The sequence below is a fragment of the Enterobacter sp. Tr-810 genome (assembly GCF_011752765.1).
Lineage (GTDB): Bacteria > Pseudomonadota > Gammaproteobacteria > Enterobacterales > Enterobacteriaceae > Enterobacter > Enterobacter soli.
In genome coordinates this window covers 586,035-601,411 of record NZ_VWWW01000002.1, presented here as the reverse complement: position 1 = coordinate 601,411, position 15,377 = coordinate 586,035, and the positions used below count along the sequence as shown (strand labels likewise).

At 54.2% G+C, this 15,377-nt stretch carries 13 protein-coding genes; 6 read left to right on the top strand and 7 right to left on the bottom strand.

All coding sequences use genetic code 11. The annotated features are described in order from the left end of the window. Positions 1–12: 12 nt before the first annotated feature. Genes F3J30_RS09465 through F3J30_RS09455 form a run of 3 tightly spaced genes read left to right on the top strand, consistent with a single transcriptional unit; the run spans position 13 to position 3,748 of the window. Positions 13–1,302 (top strand): aromatic amino acid transport family protein, encoded by a 1,290-nt coding sequence (locus F3J30_RS09465; RefSeq protein WP_166717068.1) that lies wholly within the window; start codon positions 13–15, stop codon positions 1,300–1,302. A 24-nt stretch (positions 1,303–1,326) separates the two neighbouring features. Next, positions 1,327–2,565 (top strand): Zn-dependent hydrolase, encoded by a 1,239-nt coding sequence (locus F3J30_RS09460; RefSeq protein ID WP_166717067.1) that lies wholly within the window; start codon positions 1,327–1,329, stop codon positions 2,563–2,565. Positions 2,566–2,584: 19 nt separating this feature from the next. Continuing rightward, positions 2,585–3,748, top strand: a complete 1,164-nt coding sequence (locus F3J30_RS09455) for a M20 aminoacylase family protein (RefSeq protein WP_166717066.1) — start codon at positions 2,585–2,587, stop codon at positions 3,746–3,748. A gap of 52 nt (positions 3,749–3,800) precedes the next feature. Here the strand turns inward: F3J30_RS09455 and pncB are convergent, their stop codons facing one another. Next, on the bottom strand, positions 3,801–5,003 hold the full coding sequence (pncB, locus tag F3J30_RS09450; protein WP_014069608.1) for a nicotinate phosphoribosyltransferase: 1,203 nt from the start codon (positions 5,001–5,003) through the stop codon (positions 3,801–3,803). 264 nt (positions 5,004–5,267) lie between these two features. On the opposite strand from pncB, the gene pepN reads away from it, so the two are divergent. Next, positions 5,268–7,880: an aminopeptidase N gene (gene pepN / locus F3J30_RS09445; RefSeq protein ID WP_166717065.1), complete on the top strand. Its 2,613-nt coding sequence runs from the start codon at positions 5,268–5,270 to the stop codon at positions 7,878–7,880. 102 nt (positions 7,881–7,982) lie between these two features. On the opposite strand, the gene ssuB is transcribed toward pepN, so the two are convergent. Genes ssuB through ssuE form a run of 5 tightly spaced genes read right to left on the bottom strand, consistent with a single transcriptional unit; the run spans position 7,983 to position 12,220 of the window. Beyond that, complete coding sequence (gene ssuB, locus F3J30_RS09440; RefSeq protein WP_166717064.1) at positions 7,983–8,753, bottom strand: aliphatic sulfonates ABC transporter ATP-binding protein; 771 nt, start codon at positions 8,751–8,753, stop codon at positions 7,983–7,985. Then, on the bottom strand, positions 8,750–9,541 hold the full coding sequence (gene ssuC / locus F3J30_RS09435) for an aliphatic sulfonate ABC transporter permease SsuC (protein ID WP_166717063.1): 792 nt from the start codon (positions 9,539–9,541) through the stop codon (positions 8,750–8,752). The genes ssuB and ssuC overlap by 4 nt, the downstream gene beginning before the upstream one ends. 9 nt (positions 9,542–9,550) lie before the next feature. Further along, entirely contained in the window at positions 9,551–10,696 is a 1,146-nt protein-coding gene (gene ssuD / locus F3J30_RS09430; protein ID WP_166717062.1) for an FMNH2-dependent alkanesulfonate monooxygenase, read from the bottom strand. After that, on the bottom strand, positions 10,693–11,652 hold the full coding sequence (locus F3J30_RS09425) for a sulfonate ABC transporter substrate-binding protein (RefSeq protein WP_166717061.1): 960 nt from the start codon (positions 11,650–11,652) through the stop codon (positions 10,693–10,695). Before F3J30_RS09425 ends, ssuD begins: the two co-directional genes overlap by 4 nt. Further along, positions 11,645–12,220 (bottom strand): NADPH-dependent FMN reductase, encoded by a 576-nt coding sequence (gene ssuE, locus F3J30_RS09420; protein WP_014069614.1) that lies wholly within the window; start codon positions 12,218–12,220, stop codon positions 11,645–11,647. Before ssuE ends, F3J30_RS09425 begins: the two co-directional genes overlap by 8 nt. Before the next feature lie 248 nt (positions 12,221–12,468). Here ssuE and pyrD point away from each other — a divergent pair, with 248 nt between their 5' ends. Both pyrD and zapC read left to right on the top strand, forming a co-directional pair. Continuing rightward, positions 12,469–13,479 carry a quinone-dependent dihydroorotate dehydrogenase gene (gene pyrD, locus F3J30_RS09415; RefSeq protein ID WP_014069615.1) on the top strand — a complete coding sequence of 337 codons (1,011 nt, stop codon included), beginning with the start codon at positions 12,469–12,471 and terminating at the stop codon, positions 13,477–13,479. A 166-nt stretch (positions 13,480–13,645) separates the two neighbouring features. Next, positions 13,646–14,188 carry a cell division protein ZapC gene (gene zapC / locus F3J30_RS09410; protein ID WP_014069616.1) on the top strand — a complete coding sequence of 181 codons (543 nt, stop codon included), beginning with the start codon at positions 13,646–13,648 and terminating at the stop codon, positions 14,186–14,188. On the opposite strand, the gene F3J30_RS09405 is transcribed toward zapC, so the two are convergent. Beyond that, on the bottom strand, positions 14,185–15,294 hold the full coding sequence (locus tag F3J30_RS09405) for a YcbX family protein (RefSeq protein ID WP_166717060.1): 1,110 nt from the start codon (positions 15,292–15,294) through the stop codon (positions 14,185–14,187). The genes zapC and F3J30_RS09405 overlap by 4 nt on opposite strands. Positions 15,295–15,377: the final 83 nt, after the last annotated feature.

Below are 15,377 nucleotides of genomic sequence, written 5' to 3'. Positions count from 1 at the left end.
AGAACATGACCGATGAATACTGACAATGCTGTTACAGAGAGAGAATATTGCGATCCCGCAAAATGGCATAACGAAGATACTGTATGGGTGCTGGGCCTGTTCGGTACGGCAATTGGTGCCGGCGTGCTGTTTCTGCCAATTAACGCTGGGATTGGCGGTTTTTGGCCGCTGCTTATCGTTTTTGCCCTGGCTTTCCCGATTACCTGGCTTGCTCACCGTGGACTGGCGCGATTCATTTATGCGTCAAACACGCCCGAAAGCAGCATTACCGATGTTATTGGTGAGCAATTTGGTGTGCTGGCAGGCAAGGTATTTACCGTTATCTATTTCTTCGCCGTGTATACCATTTTGATTATGTATGCGGTGGCACTGACCAATACGGCGCTGAGCTTTATGACTCACCAGCTCGGGATGGCCGAACCCCCGCGGGCGCTTGTGTCGATTGTGCTGATCCTCGGGCTGATGTTTATTGTTCGAATGGGGCAGCGGCTGATCATGCGGGTGATGAGCACCCTGGTTTATCCTTTTATTATCTCGCTTATATTTATGGCGTTGTTTCTGATCCCGCACTGGAACGGCGCAATCCTGGACACCGTTAGCGTAAGCGCGATGGGAGATGGGCATGGCATTTTGCTGACGCTGTGGATGACCTTCCCGGTGCTGGTGATGTCATTCAATCATTACCCGATTATTTCACCAATGGTTGTGCGCCAGAAACAGCGCTACGGCCTGGCGCTTGCGGAGCAGAAATGCGGCCAGATCCAGCGCTACGGTGTGCTGTTGATGACGGTCGTCGTGCTGTTTTTCGTTCTGAGCTGCGTGCTGAGCCTGTCGCCTCAGCAGCTGGCGGAAGCGAAGGCGCAGAATCTCTCCATTCTTTCATATCTTGCCAATCAGTTTGATACGCCCGTCATTGCCTGGCTGTCGCCGATTATTGCTTTTGTCGCCATTACCAAATCCTTCCTGGGACACTACATCGGTGCGTATGAATCGCTGCGTGATGTGATCGTTGAGGCGGCGGCCACGAAGGGTAAAAAACCAGATATTCGCTCGGTGAACACCGTTGTCCTGATTTTTATGATCCTGACATGCTGGTTCGCCGCCTATAAAAATCCAAGCATCCTCGGAATTATTGAATGTATTAGCGGCCCCACGGGGGCGGCGATCCTGCTGCTGTTACCGATGTACGCAATCCATAAATTACCGGTGCTGGCACCGTATCGCGGGAAAGCCAGCAACATCTTTGTCACCCTGATCGGGCTGATAACCGTATCTGCCATTTTTTACGGCATGTTCCAGTAACCACGATGAATAGCGAGATGTTTTATGAGTCATTATCTGCACATTAACGGCCAGCGGCTTATCGATTCTCTGTTCGCGCTCGGCGAATACGGCGCGCTGGAAGGCGGTGGCGTCTGCCGTCTTGCGGCAACGGCAGAAGATAAAGCCGGAAGGGACTTTGTGGTAGCCAGAATGAAAGCCCTGGGCCTGGCGGTGAGTATCGATGCTATCGGTAACGTCACGGGTATTTATGCCGGGGAAGAGGAATTACCGATGGTGATGATGGGGTCGCACATTGATACCGTCGGCACTGGCGGATTGTATGACGGAAACTATGGCGTGATGGCCGGACTGGAAGTGATTGCCACGCTTCAGGACGCGGGGATCCGCCCCCGACGTCCGCTGGCCGTCACCTTCTTTACCAATGAGGAAGGGGTGCGCTTCCAGCCCGATATGATGGGCAGCGTTGTCTTTGCAGGTGAGTACCCTCTTGAGCAGGCCCTGGCGGCCAAAGACCGCGATGGTGTGACCCTTGACGAGGCATTGCGCGAAATTGGCTATAAAGGTGCACGTCAGCCTGGCGACCTGTCGGTAGATAGCTACGTGGAACTGCATATCGAGCAGGGACCGATCCTTGATAAAGAAGGTATCGATATTGGTGTGGTCACCGGCGTGCAGGGAATATCGTGGCAGGAATTGACGCTGACTGGTGTGTCTAATCACGCGGGCACCACGCCGATGTCCATGCGTCGTGATGCCGGGCTTGCGGCAGCGAAAATTGCCGTTTATGCCCGTGAGCTGGCGCTGAGCCTGGGTGGCGACCAGGTTTCAACCGTAGGGCATATCAGTGTCAAACCCAATCTGATTAACGTCATTCCCAACCACGTGGTGATGACGGTGGATTTACGCAATACGGATAACGACATCTTAGCGCTGGCGGAAAAACGGCTGGCAGAGTTTGTCGCGAAAATGGCGCAAGAAGAGGGCGTTGAGATAACCCGTCGTTCGCTGGTTCGGTTTAATCCGGTCATTTTTGCCGATGAAATTGTGAATGCCGTGGAAGGCGAAGCCAGGCGCCAGGCACTGAGCTGGCGCCGGCTGCCGAGCGGTGCAGGGCATGATGCACAGTTTATGGCTTCCGTTTGTCCCGCAGGGATGATTTTCGTCCCCTGTGTAGACGGCATTAGTCATAACGTAAAAGAACACAGTGAAGCTAAAGACCTGATCGCTGGCGCGAATGTGCTGCTGCAGGTGGTATTACAACGCGCACAGCGCACGGCTTAACGTTTTACAGGAGCGAAGTATGGATCAGGAACAGCTAAAACAGCAGCTAATCGCATGGCGTCATCATCTCCATGCCAACCCGGAAAGCGCCTTTGAAGAGGTAAAAACGGCGCAGTTCATTGCCGAAAAACTCGAGGCTATGGGGATTGAGGTGCATCGTAATATTGGCCAGACCGGGCTGGTGGGTGTGCTCAGATGTGGCGATGGTCAGGGCGTTATCGCTATTCGGGCTGACATCGACGCCATTCAACTGACGGAGCAGAGCGAGCTGTCTTATCGTTCCGGCACCACTGAAAGGATGCATGGTTGCGGGCATGACGGGCATACCTGCATTGCGTTGGGCGCGGCGCAATTGCTGCTACAGCGGCAGAATTTTAACGGTACTGTCTGCTTTGTTTTCCAGCCAGCCGAAGAGCCGGGCTACGGTGCCAGGGCGATGATGGATGATGGTCTCATTGAGCGTTTTGCCATTGAGGAGATTTACGGCCTCCATAATATGCCGGGTATGAAAGCCGGGACCATCGCTACCCGGGTGGGGGGCATTATGGCCAGCGAAGACAACTTTATTATTCGCATTAAAGGGCAAGGGGCACATGCCGCCCGGCCGCATATGGCGAAAGATCCGCTGGTGATTGCCGCGGAGATCATTCTGGCGTTGCAAACCATTGTTTCGCGTAATGTCGACCCGAACGTCCCGGCCGTTATCTCGTGCACGGAGCTGCATACCGACGGTATTCGGAATGCGATCCCCACCCATGTTGAAATTAAGGGCGATACTCGCAGCTATTCAGCGGACGTTCAGATTCTGCTGGAAGAGCGGATGCGTACCATCAGTGAAGCCATATGTGCGATGCATGGCGCGCAGTGCGAGTTTAGCTACACCCATGAATTTGCGCCGACGGTGAACTGGCAACAATGCGTGGATGTGGCTGTTAATGCGGCGGTAAACGTTGTGGGCGCGGAGCGTGTCGAGGGTAGCGTTGCGCAGATGATGATCTCAGAAGATTTTGGCGCTTTCCTGCAAAAAATCCCCGGCTGCTTTGTCTTTCTAGGAAATGGCGATGCATCGGATCCACAGGGAAATATGCCACTTCACAATGCCTGCTATGACTTCAACGATGAGATTTTACTGACCGGTGCGGAATATTTTGCCGAAATCGTCAGAACTCGGTTGCCGCAGTAAGTAAAAGAGGGATAAAAAAAGCGCCTGTGGATGGGCGCTTTTTTTTGAGGAATCAACTGGCTTTTTTGATCTGAGGCAGATCGAAGGCCTCACGCAATGCACGCACAAATGCCTTGTCGTGACAGATAGTTTTGCCCGGGCTGTCGGAGAGTTTCGCTACCGGCTTGCCGTTACATTCCACCAGTTTAATGACAATGTTCAGAGGTTTCACCTGAGGAATATCACAGGTTAAACGGGTGCCAATACCGAAGCTCAGGTTAACCCTGGCGGAAAAATGACGATAAAGATCGACCGCTTTGGCTAAATCCAGGTTATCGGAAAAGACCAATACCTTGCTCATCGGGTCGATACCCAGTTTTTCGTAATGGGCAATGGCCTTTTCACCCCATTCCACCGGATCCCCTGAATCATGGCGTAAGCCCTGGTAGCGCGTGGCAAATTCTGGCCCAAAATCGCGCAGGAAGGCATCCATCGTAATGCAGTCGGTCAACGCGATCCCTAACTGGTCTGGATACTCTTCCAGCCATGCTGCCAGTGCAGCACGCTGGCTGGTGGCCAGATCCGGGCTAATTTGTTGATGTGCCTGGAACCATTCGTGAGCCTGCGTACCCATCGGGGTCAGATTCAGGCGGCGTGCCAGATCGTAATTACTGGTGCCAACGAACCAGGACTCCTGTTGCAGACGCTTAACGATGGCCTGCTGCACTTCGCGGGAGAAACGACGACGCGTACCAAAATCCATCAGGCGGAAGCGGGACATATCCAGCCCTTCGGTCAATTGGGAGAACTCAACAAGTTTGTTTTCCAGCGACGCAACGGCTTGTTCAACGCCCGTTTCGGGCGAGCGATAGCGGTGAGCGAGCTCACTGATCACTGCCAGCAGCGGCACTTCCCACATAATCACTTCGCGCCACGGGCCTTCCAGGCGGATGTTCAGCTTGCCGTTATCGTTGGTCACGGTCACTTGCGCCGGGTTATAGCGGAAATCACGCAGCCAGTTCAGATAGTCGGCTTTAAAGAAAGGAAGGCCAGCAAGCCACTGGTATTCATCGTCCCGCAGAGCCAGATGCTGCATAGCATCGACCTGTTCACGAATGGAATCTGCGTAGATACCCAGCAAGTCGTCGCCCCGGCAGCGAAATTCGGCCGCAACATGGACGTCATAATAATGGTGGAAAACGGCTTGCTGCATATGCAGTTTATACGCATCGGTATCCAGCAACGTATGCAGAACAGGAGAAGCGAATTGAGTCATAGGTGCGCAGTAGCATCCTCTCACAGGAGCGTTTAGTACAATAAACAACTACAGAAACCGCTGGAGTATACCTTGTTTAGCGATTTATTGAACCCCGATCACAACATAAGCTGTAGTTATGGTCGAGGGCATTTCGTGCCCCGTGTTATAAAAATGTAGCAAAAAGGGGCTTTGCACCTGAAAAGATGAACATTCTGCATAGCGCGTTTTACACAACAGGAATATATTGAATCGTTACTCGACAAACGATGCATAAGGTTTTCTATGACACAACAGCCACAAGCCAAATACCGCCACGACTACCGTGCGCCGGATTACCTGATTAGCGATATCGATCTGACTTTTGACCTGGATGCCAATAAAACCGTTGTCACGGCGGTCAGCCAGGTGACGCGCCAAAGCGCGACCGCAGTACCGCTGCGTCTTGATGGTGAAGACCTGACGCTGGTATCCCTGCATATTAATGACGAAGCCTGGACTGACTATAAAGAAGAAGGCAACCAGCTGGTCATTAACAACCTGCCGGAGCGCTTTACGCTGCGCATCGTGAATGAAATCAGCCCGGCTGCCAATACCGCGCTGGAAGGACTTTACCAGTCGGGCGTGGCGCTGTGTACGCAGTGCGAAGCGGAAGGTTTCCGTCACATTACCTGGTATCTGGACCGCCCGGACGTGCTGGCGCGCTTCACGACCAAAATTATTGCCGATAAAACCCTTTATCCTTTCCTGCTCTCGAACGGTAACCGTGTGGGCGAAGGCGAGCTGGAAAATGGCCGTCACTGGGTACAGTGGCAGGATCCGTTCCCAAAACCATGCTACCTGTTTGCGCTGGTAGCGGGGGATTTCGACGTCCTGCGCGATACCTTTAAAACCCGTTCCGGCCGCGATGTGGCGCTGGAACTGTTTGTTGACCGCGGTAATCTCGACCGTGCGCCGTGGGCGATGACGTCGCTTATCAATTCGATGAAGTGGGACGAAGAGCGCTTTGGCCTCGAATACGATCTCGACATCTATATGATTGTTGCCGTCGACTTCTTTAATATGGGCGCGATGGAGAATAAAGGTCTGAACATCTTTAACTCCAAATACGTGCTGGCGCGTACCGATACCGCAACCGATAAAGATTATCTCGATATTGAACGCGTGATTGGTCACGAGTACTTCCACAACTGGACCGGTAACCGTGTCACCTGCCGCGACTGGTTCCAGTTGAGCCTGAAAGAGGGCTTAACCGTCTTCCGCGATCAGGAGTTCAGCTCTGACCTGGGGTCACGCGCGGTTAATCGCATCAACAACGTGCGCACCATGCGCGGCCTGCAATTTGCAGAAGATGCCAGCCCAATGGCGCACCCGATTCGTCCGGATAAAGTGATTGAAATGAACAACTTCTACACCCTGACGGTGTATGAGAAAGGTTCTGAAATTATCCGTATGATCCACACCCTGCTGGGTGAAGAGAACTTCCAGAAAGGGATGCAGCTCTACTTCGAACGCCACGACGGCAGCGCCGCCACGTGCGACGATTTTGTCCAGGCGATGGAAGATGCTTCTAACGTCGATCTGTCCCATTTCCGCCGCTGGTACAGCCAGGCCGGTACGCCGATTGTGACCGTTAAAGATGATTACAACCCGGAAACCGAGCAGTACACGCTGACCATCAGCCAGCGCACGCCGCCGACGGCTGAGCAGGAAGAGAAGCATCCGCTGCATATTCCATTCAGCATTGAACTGTATGACAACGAAGGCAAAGTGATCCCATTGCAGAAGGGCGGTCACCCGGTGCATTCCGTACTGAATGTGACGCAGCCTGAGCAGACCTTTATCTTCGATAACGTCTACTTCCAGCCTGTTCCGGCGCTGCTGTGTGAATTCTCCGCACCGGTGAAGCTGGAATATAAATGGAGCGATCAGCAGCTGACGTTCCTGATGCGTCATGCGCGCAACGACTTCTCCCGCTGGGATGCGGCGCAAAGCTTGCTGGCAACTTACATCAAGCTGAACGTGAATCGCCATCAGCAGGGCCAGCCGTTATCGCTGCCGGTGCATGTGGCCGATGCCTTCCGCGCGGTTCTGCTGGACGAGAAGATTGACCCGGCGCTTGCAGCGGAAATTCTGACGTTACCGTCGGCAGGGGAAATTGCTGAGCTGTTCGAGATTATCGATCCGATTGCGATCGTGGCCGTTCGTGAGGCGTTGACCCGCACGCTGGCCGCAGAACTGGCTGACGAATTCCTGGCGGTTTACAACGCGAATAAACTGGCGGAGTACCGTGTGGAACATGCCGACATTGGCAAGCGTTCGCTGCGTAATACCTGCCTGCGCTACCTGGCCTTTGGTGAAGTCGAACTGGCGAACACGCTGGTGAGTAAACAGTACCATGACGCCGACAACATGACTGATGCACTGGCTGCCCTGGCGGCAAGCGTTGCTGCAGAACTGCCGTGCCGTGATGCGCTGATGCAGGAATACGACGATAAGTGGCATCAGGATGGCCTGGTGATGGACAAATGGTTCATTCTTCAGTCCACGAGCCCGGCGTCAGATGCACTGAACACCGTACGCAGCCTGCTGAAACACCGCTCATTCACCATGAGCAACCCGAACCGCGTCCGTTCTCTGATTGGTGCGTTCGCCAGCAGCAACCCGGCAGCCTTCCACGCTGAAGACGGCAGCGGTTATCAGTTTATGGTTGAGATGCTGACCGAGCTGAACAGCCGTAACCCGCAGGTGGCGTCACGTCTGATTGAGCCGCTGATCCGCCTGAAACGCTACGATGCGAAGCGTCAGGCGAAGATGCGTGCCGCGCTGGAGCAGCTGAAAGGGCTGGAAAACCTGTCTGGCGATCTTTACGAGAAGATTGCTAAAGCCTTAGCGTGATAAAAAATTGCCCGGTGGGCAGGTAAAAGCAAAACGGCAACCTCGGTTGCCGTTTTTAGTGTTTTCTCCCTCTCCCCGTGGGAGAGGGCCGGGGTGAGGGCATCAGGCATTAGCCTTAATCAATACCCGCTCACTCACCCCACGCTTCATCACCCGCTCCAGCACTTCCGCTTCCAGCTCTGCCAGTTTTGCCGATCCCACGCGACGTGGGCGCGGAATATCCACCGTCAGATCCAGCCCAATTTTTCCCTCTTCTATCAGCAGCACACGGTCAGCCATCGCCACGGCTTCGCTGACGTCATGCGTTACCAGCAATACCGTAAATCCGTGCTCCTGCCATAAAGAGACAATCAAATCCTGCATTTCGATACGCGTCAGGGCATCCAGTGCGCCGAGCGGTTCATCCAGCAGCAACAGGCCGGGGCGGTGAATCAGTGCCCGTGCAAGCGCCACGCGCTGTTTCTGCCCGCCGGACAATGCCGCCGGCCACTCCCCCGCGCGATTTTCCAGCCCAACGGCGGCCAGCGCCTGTCTGGCCTCGTCCCGCCAGTTGCCTTTCAGACCCAGCCCGACGTTGTCGATAACCGTTTTCCACGGCAGCAGACGCGCGTCCTGGAACATCATCCGGGTATCATCCTGAATGTCGGCAAGTGGGGTATTTCCGGCCAACAGCTCTCCGCCGTTTGGCGTTTCCAGCCCGGCTAACAGCCGTAGCAACGTACTTTTCCCGCCGCCGCTGCGCCCCACAACCGCCACAAATTGCCCAGCGGGAATATGCAGATCCAGTGCGTTAAGAATAGTGTTCTCACCGTAGCGTTTCGTCACACCGTTGAGCAACAGCGGCGTTCCCTGGTTCAGTCTGGCGGTATTCATGCGTTTGCCTCCTGAGATGTATAAGCCGGATTCCAGCGCAGCCAGCTACGTTCAAGCCACTGGGCGCTGACGTCGGCAAGTTTGCCGAGCAGGGCATAAAGGATGATGGCAACGACCACCACGTCGGTTTGAAGAAATTCACGGGCGTTCATCGCCAGGTAGCCGATACCGGAGTTGGCCGAGATGGTTTCCGCCACAATCAGCGTCAGCCACATCAGGCCGAGCGCAAAGCGCACGCCCACCATAATGGAGGGCAGGGCGCCTGGCAGGATTACATGGATAAACAGGGCAAAGCCGGATAATCCGTAGCTGCGCGCCATCTCCACCAGCCCGCGATCAATATTGCGGATCCCGTGCCAGGTATTAATGTAAATCGGGAACAGCGTCCCCAGCGCCACAAGGAAAATCTTGGCACTTTCATCAATGCCAAACCACAAAATAACCAGCGGGATCAACGCCAGATGCGGCACGTTACGCAGCATTTGGATTGAGGTGTCCAGCAAACGCTCACCCCAGCGAGACAGCCCGCTGATAAGCCCAAGCGTCAGGCCAATGCTCCCGCCAATCGAAAAGCCAATCACCGCACGCCAGGAGCTGATAGCCAGGTGTTGCCATAGCTCGCCACTCACGCTGAGTGACCAGAACGCTTCCACGACGCCCTCCGGGGAGGGCAAAATGCGGCTCGACAGCCAGCCGGTTGACGAGGCCAGTTGCCAGATAGCGACAATGCCAATGGGCAAAAACCAGGGGGCGGCACGCAGCAGCCATTTTTGTGCGGTGACAGACATTGGCGCTCCTTAGCTTTGCGCGGCTTTTCGCGGAATAAACTCATTGGCGACCGCTTCGCCCTGAAGCTGGAGCGGACGAGGCTGTGGAATTTCCGGGATGGCGACATCCAGATGCGGGAATAACAGTTCGCCCACTTTGTACGCCTCTTCCAGATGCGGATAACCAGAGAGAATAAAGCTGTCGATACCCAGCTCAGCATATTCGTTGATGCGTGCCGCGACGGTCGGGCCATCGCCCACCAGCGCAGTACCAGCGCCACCGCGAACCAGACCCACACCCGCCCACAGATTGGGGCTAATCTCCAGATTCTCGCGCTTGCCGTTATGCAATGACGCCATCCGCTGCTGGCCCACGGAATCCGTTCTGGCAAAGGCTGCCTGCGCTCTGGCGATGGTGTCCTCATCCAGATGCGAGATCAGATGGTCGGCCGCCTGCCAGGCTTCGGCATTCGTTTCGCGCACAATCACGTGCAGGCGAATACCAAAACGCACTTTGCGACCATGCGCCGCCGCTTTGGCGCGCACCTGGGCTATTTTTTCTTTTACCAGTTCAGGTGGTTCGCCCCAGGTCAAATAGAGATCAACCTGTTCGGCGGCCAGATCCTGCGCCACGTCGGATGAACCGCCAAAATAGAGCGGCGGGCGCGGCTGTTGCACCGGCGGGAAGTAGAGTTTCGCATCCCGAACGTGAACATGTTTGCCTTCATAGGTGACGGTATCCCCTTCCAGCAGGCGTCGCCACACGTGGGTAAATTCTGCCGAGGCTTCATAACGTTCAGTGTGATCCAGAAAAACGCCATCACCTGCCAGTTCCTGCGGATCGCTTCCGGTCACAAGGTTAAACAGGGCGCGTCCGTTGGAAAGTCTGTCCAGCGTGGCGGCCTGACGTGCTGCCACGGTAGGAGAGACCACGCTCGGACGCAGCGCGACCAGGAATTTTAAACGCTGGGTCACCGGGATCATCGACGCGGCCACCAGCCAGGCATCTTCACAGGAGCGCCCTGTAGGGATCAGTACGCCGGTAAAACCGATGCGGTCTGCCGCCTGGGCTATCTGCTGTAAATAACCGTGATCGACCGGGCGGGAACCCTCTTCTGTGCCAAGATAGTGTCCATCACCGTGGGTGGGTAAAAACCAGAAAAGATTCAGACTCATGATTTCGTTCCTTGTGCTGTAGGTTGCCAGATGCGTTCGCGGATATTCACCTGTTTTGGAACAAGGCGGTTTTGATAAAAGAGATCGGCGGTTTGTTGCTGGAGTGCCGCCACGTGTGCGTCGACAGGCGTAATGGTGGTGGGCGGACGGTGATCCAGGTAGCTGGCAATAACCGGTTCAGGTAATCCCATGGTTTTGGCCAGCAACGTGATACTTTCCTGGCGCTGGCTTTGGGTCAGTGCATCCGCCTGAGTAAAGGTGTCGAGAACACCCTGAATAAAGGCACCGTTCTTTTCCGCATACGGACGCGCGGCAAGATAGAACGATCCGGTCTGTTTCAGCGTGCTGCCGTCTTTCAGCACCCGTACGCCGCCCTGAAGTAACGCCGCTGAATAGTACGGATCCCAGATAGCCCATGCATCAACGTTGCCCTGCTGGAAGGCCGCGCGGGCATCGGCAGGAGTCAGATAAACCGGTTGAATATCGGTGAATTTAAGCCCGGCCTCCTGCAATGCGCGCAGCAGCAGGTTGTGCGAGCTGGAACCTTTCTGGAACGCCACTTTATGGCCTTTAAGTTCAGCAACGTTCTTAATGGCGCTATTTTCTGGCACCAGGATCACTTCCGCTTTTGGCTTGGGCGGCTCTACACCGACATACACCAGGTCTGCACCGGCAGCCTGCGCGAAAATAGGCGGAATATCGCCGGTACTGCCCAGATCGATACTGCCCACGTTAAGGGCTTCCAGCATCTGTGGCCCGGCCGGGAATTCCACCCAGGAGAAGGTTGTGTTCGGGAAGCGTTTTTCCAGCAGCTGGTGGCTTTTCGCTAAAACCATACTGACGCTGCCTTTCTGATAACCAATGCGCAGGCTCTCTGGCGCGGTTTCTGCCGCGTGAGCCAGCGCAGAAAGGGTCAGTAATCCGGCCAACCCAATGCGGGTGAGATGTTTAAACATGAGCAACTCCTTGCGGCTGGTTAAACGCAGGTACCTGAACGTCGCGGCGGTGCAGGGCCTGCCAGAAAGTTTCCAGCGCGCTGTCCAGGCGGGTTTGCAGATTCGGCGTGAAGTGCGGTTTATGCTGATAGTCGATAACCTGCGAATCATCAGCAAAGACGCCGTGCAGGATCTCCTGTGCTTTTAACGCACTCAGTACCGGTTTCAGGGCGTAATCCACCGCCAGCAAATGTGCAACCGTACCGCCCGTCGCCAGGGGCAGCACCACTTTGCCGTCCAGCGCGCGTTCAGGCAGCAGGTCGAGTAACGTTTTCAGGGCGCCAGAAAAAGAGGCTTTATAAACAGGGGTTGCCACAATTAAGCCGTCTGCGCCTTTGAGCTGCTCGGTCAGGGTTTTGAGCGCCGGGCTGTCAAAGCGGGCGTAAAGCAGGTCTTCCGGGGCGAAGTTGTGCAGATTCCAGTGGCAGACTTCGATATCCAGGCTATTCAGCTTTTCGCGGGCATATTCCAGTAACGCGCTGGAACGAGAAGGGAAACGTGGACTTCCTGCCAGGGTAATGACGCGCATGTTTGCTCCTTATAACTAATTGTTTGCTTTTATCTAACATTCATAACAATTTTCAGGAGTGTGACACCGAGGGGTTATTCCACTAAATGATTTATCCGCAATTTAAAAGCCATAAACTGCATAAGAAGTGTGCTGCGAGGGAAACGATTGCGTTTTGCGCGATTTTTTTGCCGCAGGTCAATTCCCTTTCCGGGCAGGATCGCACATAATCCCCTCCCGGTTTGCACACCGGGAATCCAGGAGAGTTCATGTACTACCCCTTCGTTCGTAAAGCCCTTTTCCAGCTCGATCCTGAGCGCGCTCATGAATTTACATTCCAGCAATTACGCCGTATTACCGGTACACCACTGGAAGCACTGGTGCGTCAGAACGTGCCGGAAAAACCTGTGCAGTGCATGGGACTGACCTTCAAGAATCCACTGGGCCTGGCGGCCGGGCTGGACAAAAATGGCGAGTGTATCGATGCCCTCGGTGCGATGGGATTTGGTTCCATCGAAATCGGGACGGTGACGCCGCGCCCGCAGCCGGGTAATGATAAGCCGCGCCTGTTCCGCCTGGTCGATGCCGAGGGGCTGATCAACCGTATGGGCTTTAACAACCTGGGTGTTGATCATCTGGTTGAGAACGTCAAAAAATCGCATTTCGACGGTGTATTAGGTATCAATATTGGCAAAAATAAAGATACGCCAGTTGAACAAGGTAAAGATGACTATCTGATTTGTATGGAAAAAGTCTATGCCTACGCCGGTTATATCGCGGTGAACATTTCTTCACCAAATACCCCGGGGCTGCGTTCTTTACAATATGGCGAGGCGCTTGATGATCTGCTCAGCGCCATTAAAAATAAGCAAAATGCGTTGCAGGCGATCCACCATAAATATGTTCCGGTCGCGGTTAAGATCGCTCCGGATCTTTCTGCCGAAGAATTGATCCAGGTTGCTGACAGTTTAGTTCGCCATAATATTGATGGTGTTATTGCAACCAATACCACGCTCGATCGTTCTCTGGTTCAGGGAATGAAAAACTGTGACGAAGCAGGTGGTTTAAGTGGCCGTCCAGTACAATTAAAAAGCACTGAAATTATTCGTGCCTTGTCTGCCGAATTAAATGGGCGTCTACCGATTATTGGTGTGGGCGGTATCGACTCTGTCATCGCCGCACGCGAGAAGATAGCGGCGGGCGCGACCATCGTGCAAATTTATTCTGGCTTTATTTTTAAAGGCCCGCCGTTGATTAAAGAAATCGTTACTCACATCTAATCTTTTCTCCCTTATCAGACAACCAGGGCTTTATTTCCAGCCCTGGTTGTTTTATATTCCGTCATTGTTGCTTATTTAAACATTATGGTCTTTTATTATTGATGTTATAAACGAAGCCACAATCAGGACATTTTTAGAACAGGGTGTTTGGGGACGGGAGAGAAAAATGCGAATTAAACCTGACGATAACTGGCGCTGGTATTTTTGCGATGAGCATGACCGCATGATGCTCGATTTAGCCAATGGTATGTTGTTTCGTTCGCGTTTTGCCCGCCGAATGCTGACCCCTGATGCTTTCGCGCCGTCAGGCTTTTGCGTTGACGATGCCGCACTTTATTTCTCGTTTGAAGAGAAATGCCGCGACCTGGAACTCTCTAAAGAGCAGCGTGCTGAGCTGGTATTAAACGCGCTGGTCGCAATCCGTTTTCTGAAGCCACAGATGCCAAAAAGCTGGCATTTTCAGGCACATGGCATGAACTGGGAGCCGGTCACCGGGGACGCCGCCAGCGTCAATCTGAGTGATACCGCCGAAGAGGTGAGTTTGCTGGTGGTCGAGCCTGGCGAAAATGCCGCGCTCTGTTTACTGGCACAACCCGGCGTGACAATCGCCGGGCGGGTGATGCAGTTGGGTGACGCAATTAAAGTGATGAACGACAGGCTGAAACCGCAACTGCGTGTTGATACCTTCAGCCTCGAGCAGGCTGTTTAAGCTTTCAGCTGTATTGATGTTTTCGGAATACAGCTGCAACACAAGATAGTGCCATCATCCCCAATAGCCGTTTTCTTCAGTGCACTCACTTCACCTTCTACCAGCCTGATGCGACAACATCCGCAAATCCCGGCGCGGCACGAGTAGGGAACACGTATTCCTGCTTGTTCTAGCTGTTCAAGTAATACCTGCTGGTTGTTGCCCCGGATGACTTGCCCTTGCCACTGGATCTCCACCACTGAAGTGGGTTCCATCTCGATATCAACAAACTCTTCTTCCTGGCCCGAGCCATATACTTTGCCCGGCCCGCGCGCGAGAACTTCTACCTCATCGCCCACGCGGATCACACCGCTGGAGCGCGGGATTAAGTTCTGCCCGAAATCAACATCGCCATTATCCTGCGCGGTGCGGAACGACTGAAGAGTTTTCAGCGGCTCGCCGGACGGGTGTTTTTGTCCTTTTTCCGGGCTAACGGTGGTAAAGATGCAGCGGCTACAGGGTTTCACCACATCAAAAATCACGCTTCCGATACGGATCACTTTCCAGGTGTCTTCTTCCCAGGCCTCTGTACCAGTAACAACCAGATTTGGGCGGAACTGCTCCATCTGGACGCTGGCTTTGCAGCGGCTCTGCAAATCCCGAAGCGATGCTTCGTTGGTCAGCAAAAACGGGAAACCATCGGCGAAGGAGAGCGGGACGGCGTCGTGGCGTTTGACCCGGCGCGTCAGCTCAGGCCCGACCCAGCGCAGCTGCACATCACGCGAGAAGAAAGCACTGAGCCAGCGGTTTATTTCATCCGGGGCGATACGCGCGGTAAAATGATTCCCCCACACTTCCGTTGGGGCATCAACAGGCGCAAAATCACTGAACCGGATGACGACGCTTGAGCCGTCTGGTGCGGTCAGGTGTAAACCGTCATGCAGAGGTGAAGGGGTAAAACGAACCATTTGTGGGAACTGGCGTGCAGTAATAAATGTACCGTCAGGCTCGGTGACCATAAAAATACGATCGAAGGCAAATCCGCTCATGTCGGCCAGCGCGTGAGAAACGCCAATGCCGCGCATCGATTTCACCGGATGGATAAAAAGCCTGGATAAGGTCGCCACTGCACACTCCCTGAAATGAAAATAAGCCTTCAACTTTATGACATACACGCCATATTAGCTATAATGCGCGACAATTTTCTATG

Coding starts and splice junctions, on each gene's coding strand:
- ssuD (WP_166717062.1), bottom strand. CDS start 10,696: ATGAGTCTGAATCTTTTCTGGTTTTTACCCACCCACGGTGATGGACAC.
- F3J30_RS09465 (WP_166717068.1), top strand. CDS start 13: ATGAATACTGACAATGCTGTTACAGAGAGAGAATATTGCGATCCCGCA.
- pyrD (WP_014069615.1), top strand. CDS start 12,469: ATGTACTACCCCTTCGTTCGTAAAGCCCTTTTCCAGCTCGATCCTGAG.
- ssuE (WP_014069614.1), bottom strand. CDS start 12,220: ATGCGCGTCATTACCCTGGCAGGAAGTCCACGTTTCCCTTCTCGTTCC.
- zapC (WP_014069616.1), top strand. CDS start 13,646: ATGCGAATTAAACCTGACGATAACTGGCGCTGGTATTTTTGCGATGAG.
- pepN (WP_166717065.1), top strand. CDS start 5,268: ATGACACAACAGCCACAAGCCAAATACCGCCACGACTACCGTGCGCCG.
- F3J30_RS09425 (WP_166717061.1), bottom strand. CDS start 11,652: ATGTTTAAACATCTCACCCGCATTGGGTTGGCCGGATTACTGACCCTT.
- F3J30_RS09455 (WP_166717066.1), top strand. CDS start 2,585: ATGGATCAGGAACAGCTAAAACAGCAGCTAATCGCATGGCGTCATCAT.
- ssuB (WP_166717064.1), bottom strand. CDS start 8,753: ATGAATACCGCCAGACTGAACCAGGGAACGCCGCTGTTGCTCAACGGT.
- F3J30_RS09460 (WP_166717067.1), top strand. CDS start 1,327: ATGAGTCATTATCTGCACATTAACGGCCAGCGGCTTATCGATTCTCTG.
- pncB (WP_014069608.1), bottom strand. CDS start 5,003: ATGACTCAATTCGCTTCTCCTGTTCTGCATACGTTGCTGGATACCGAT.
- ssuC (WP_166717063.1), bottom strand. CDS start 9,541: ATGTCTGTCACCGCACAAAAATGGCTGCTGCGTGCCGCCCCCTGGTTT.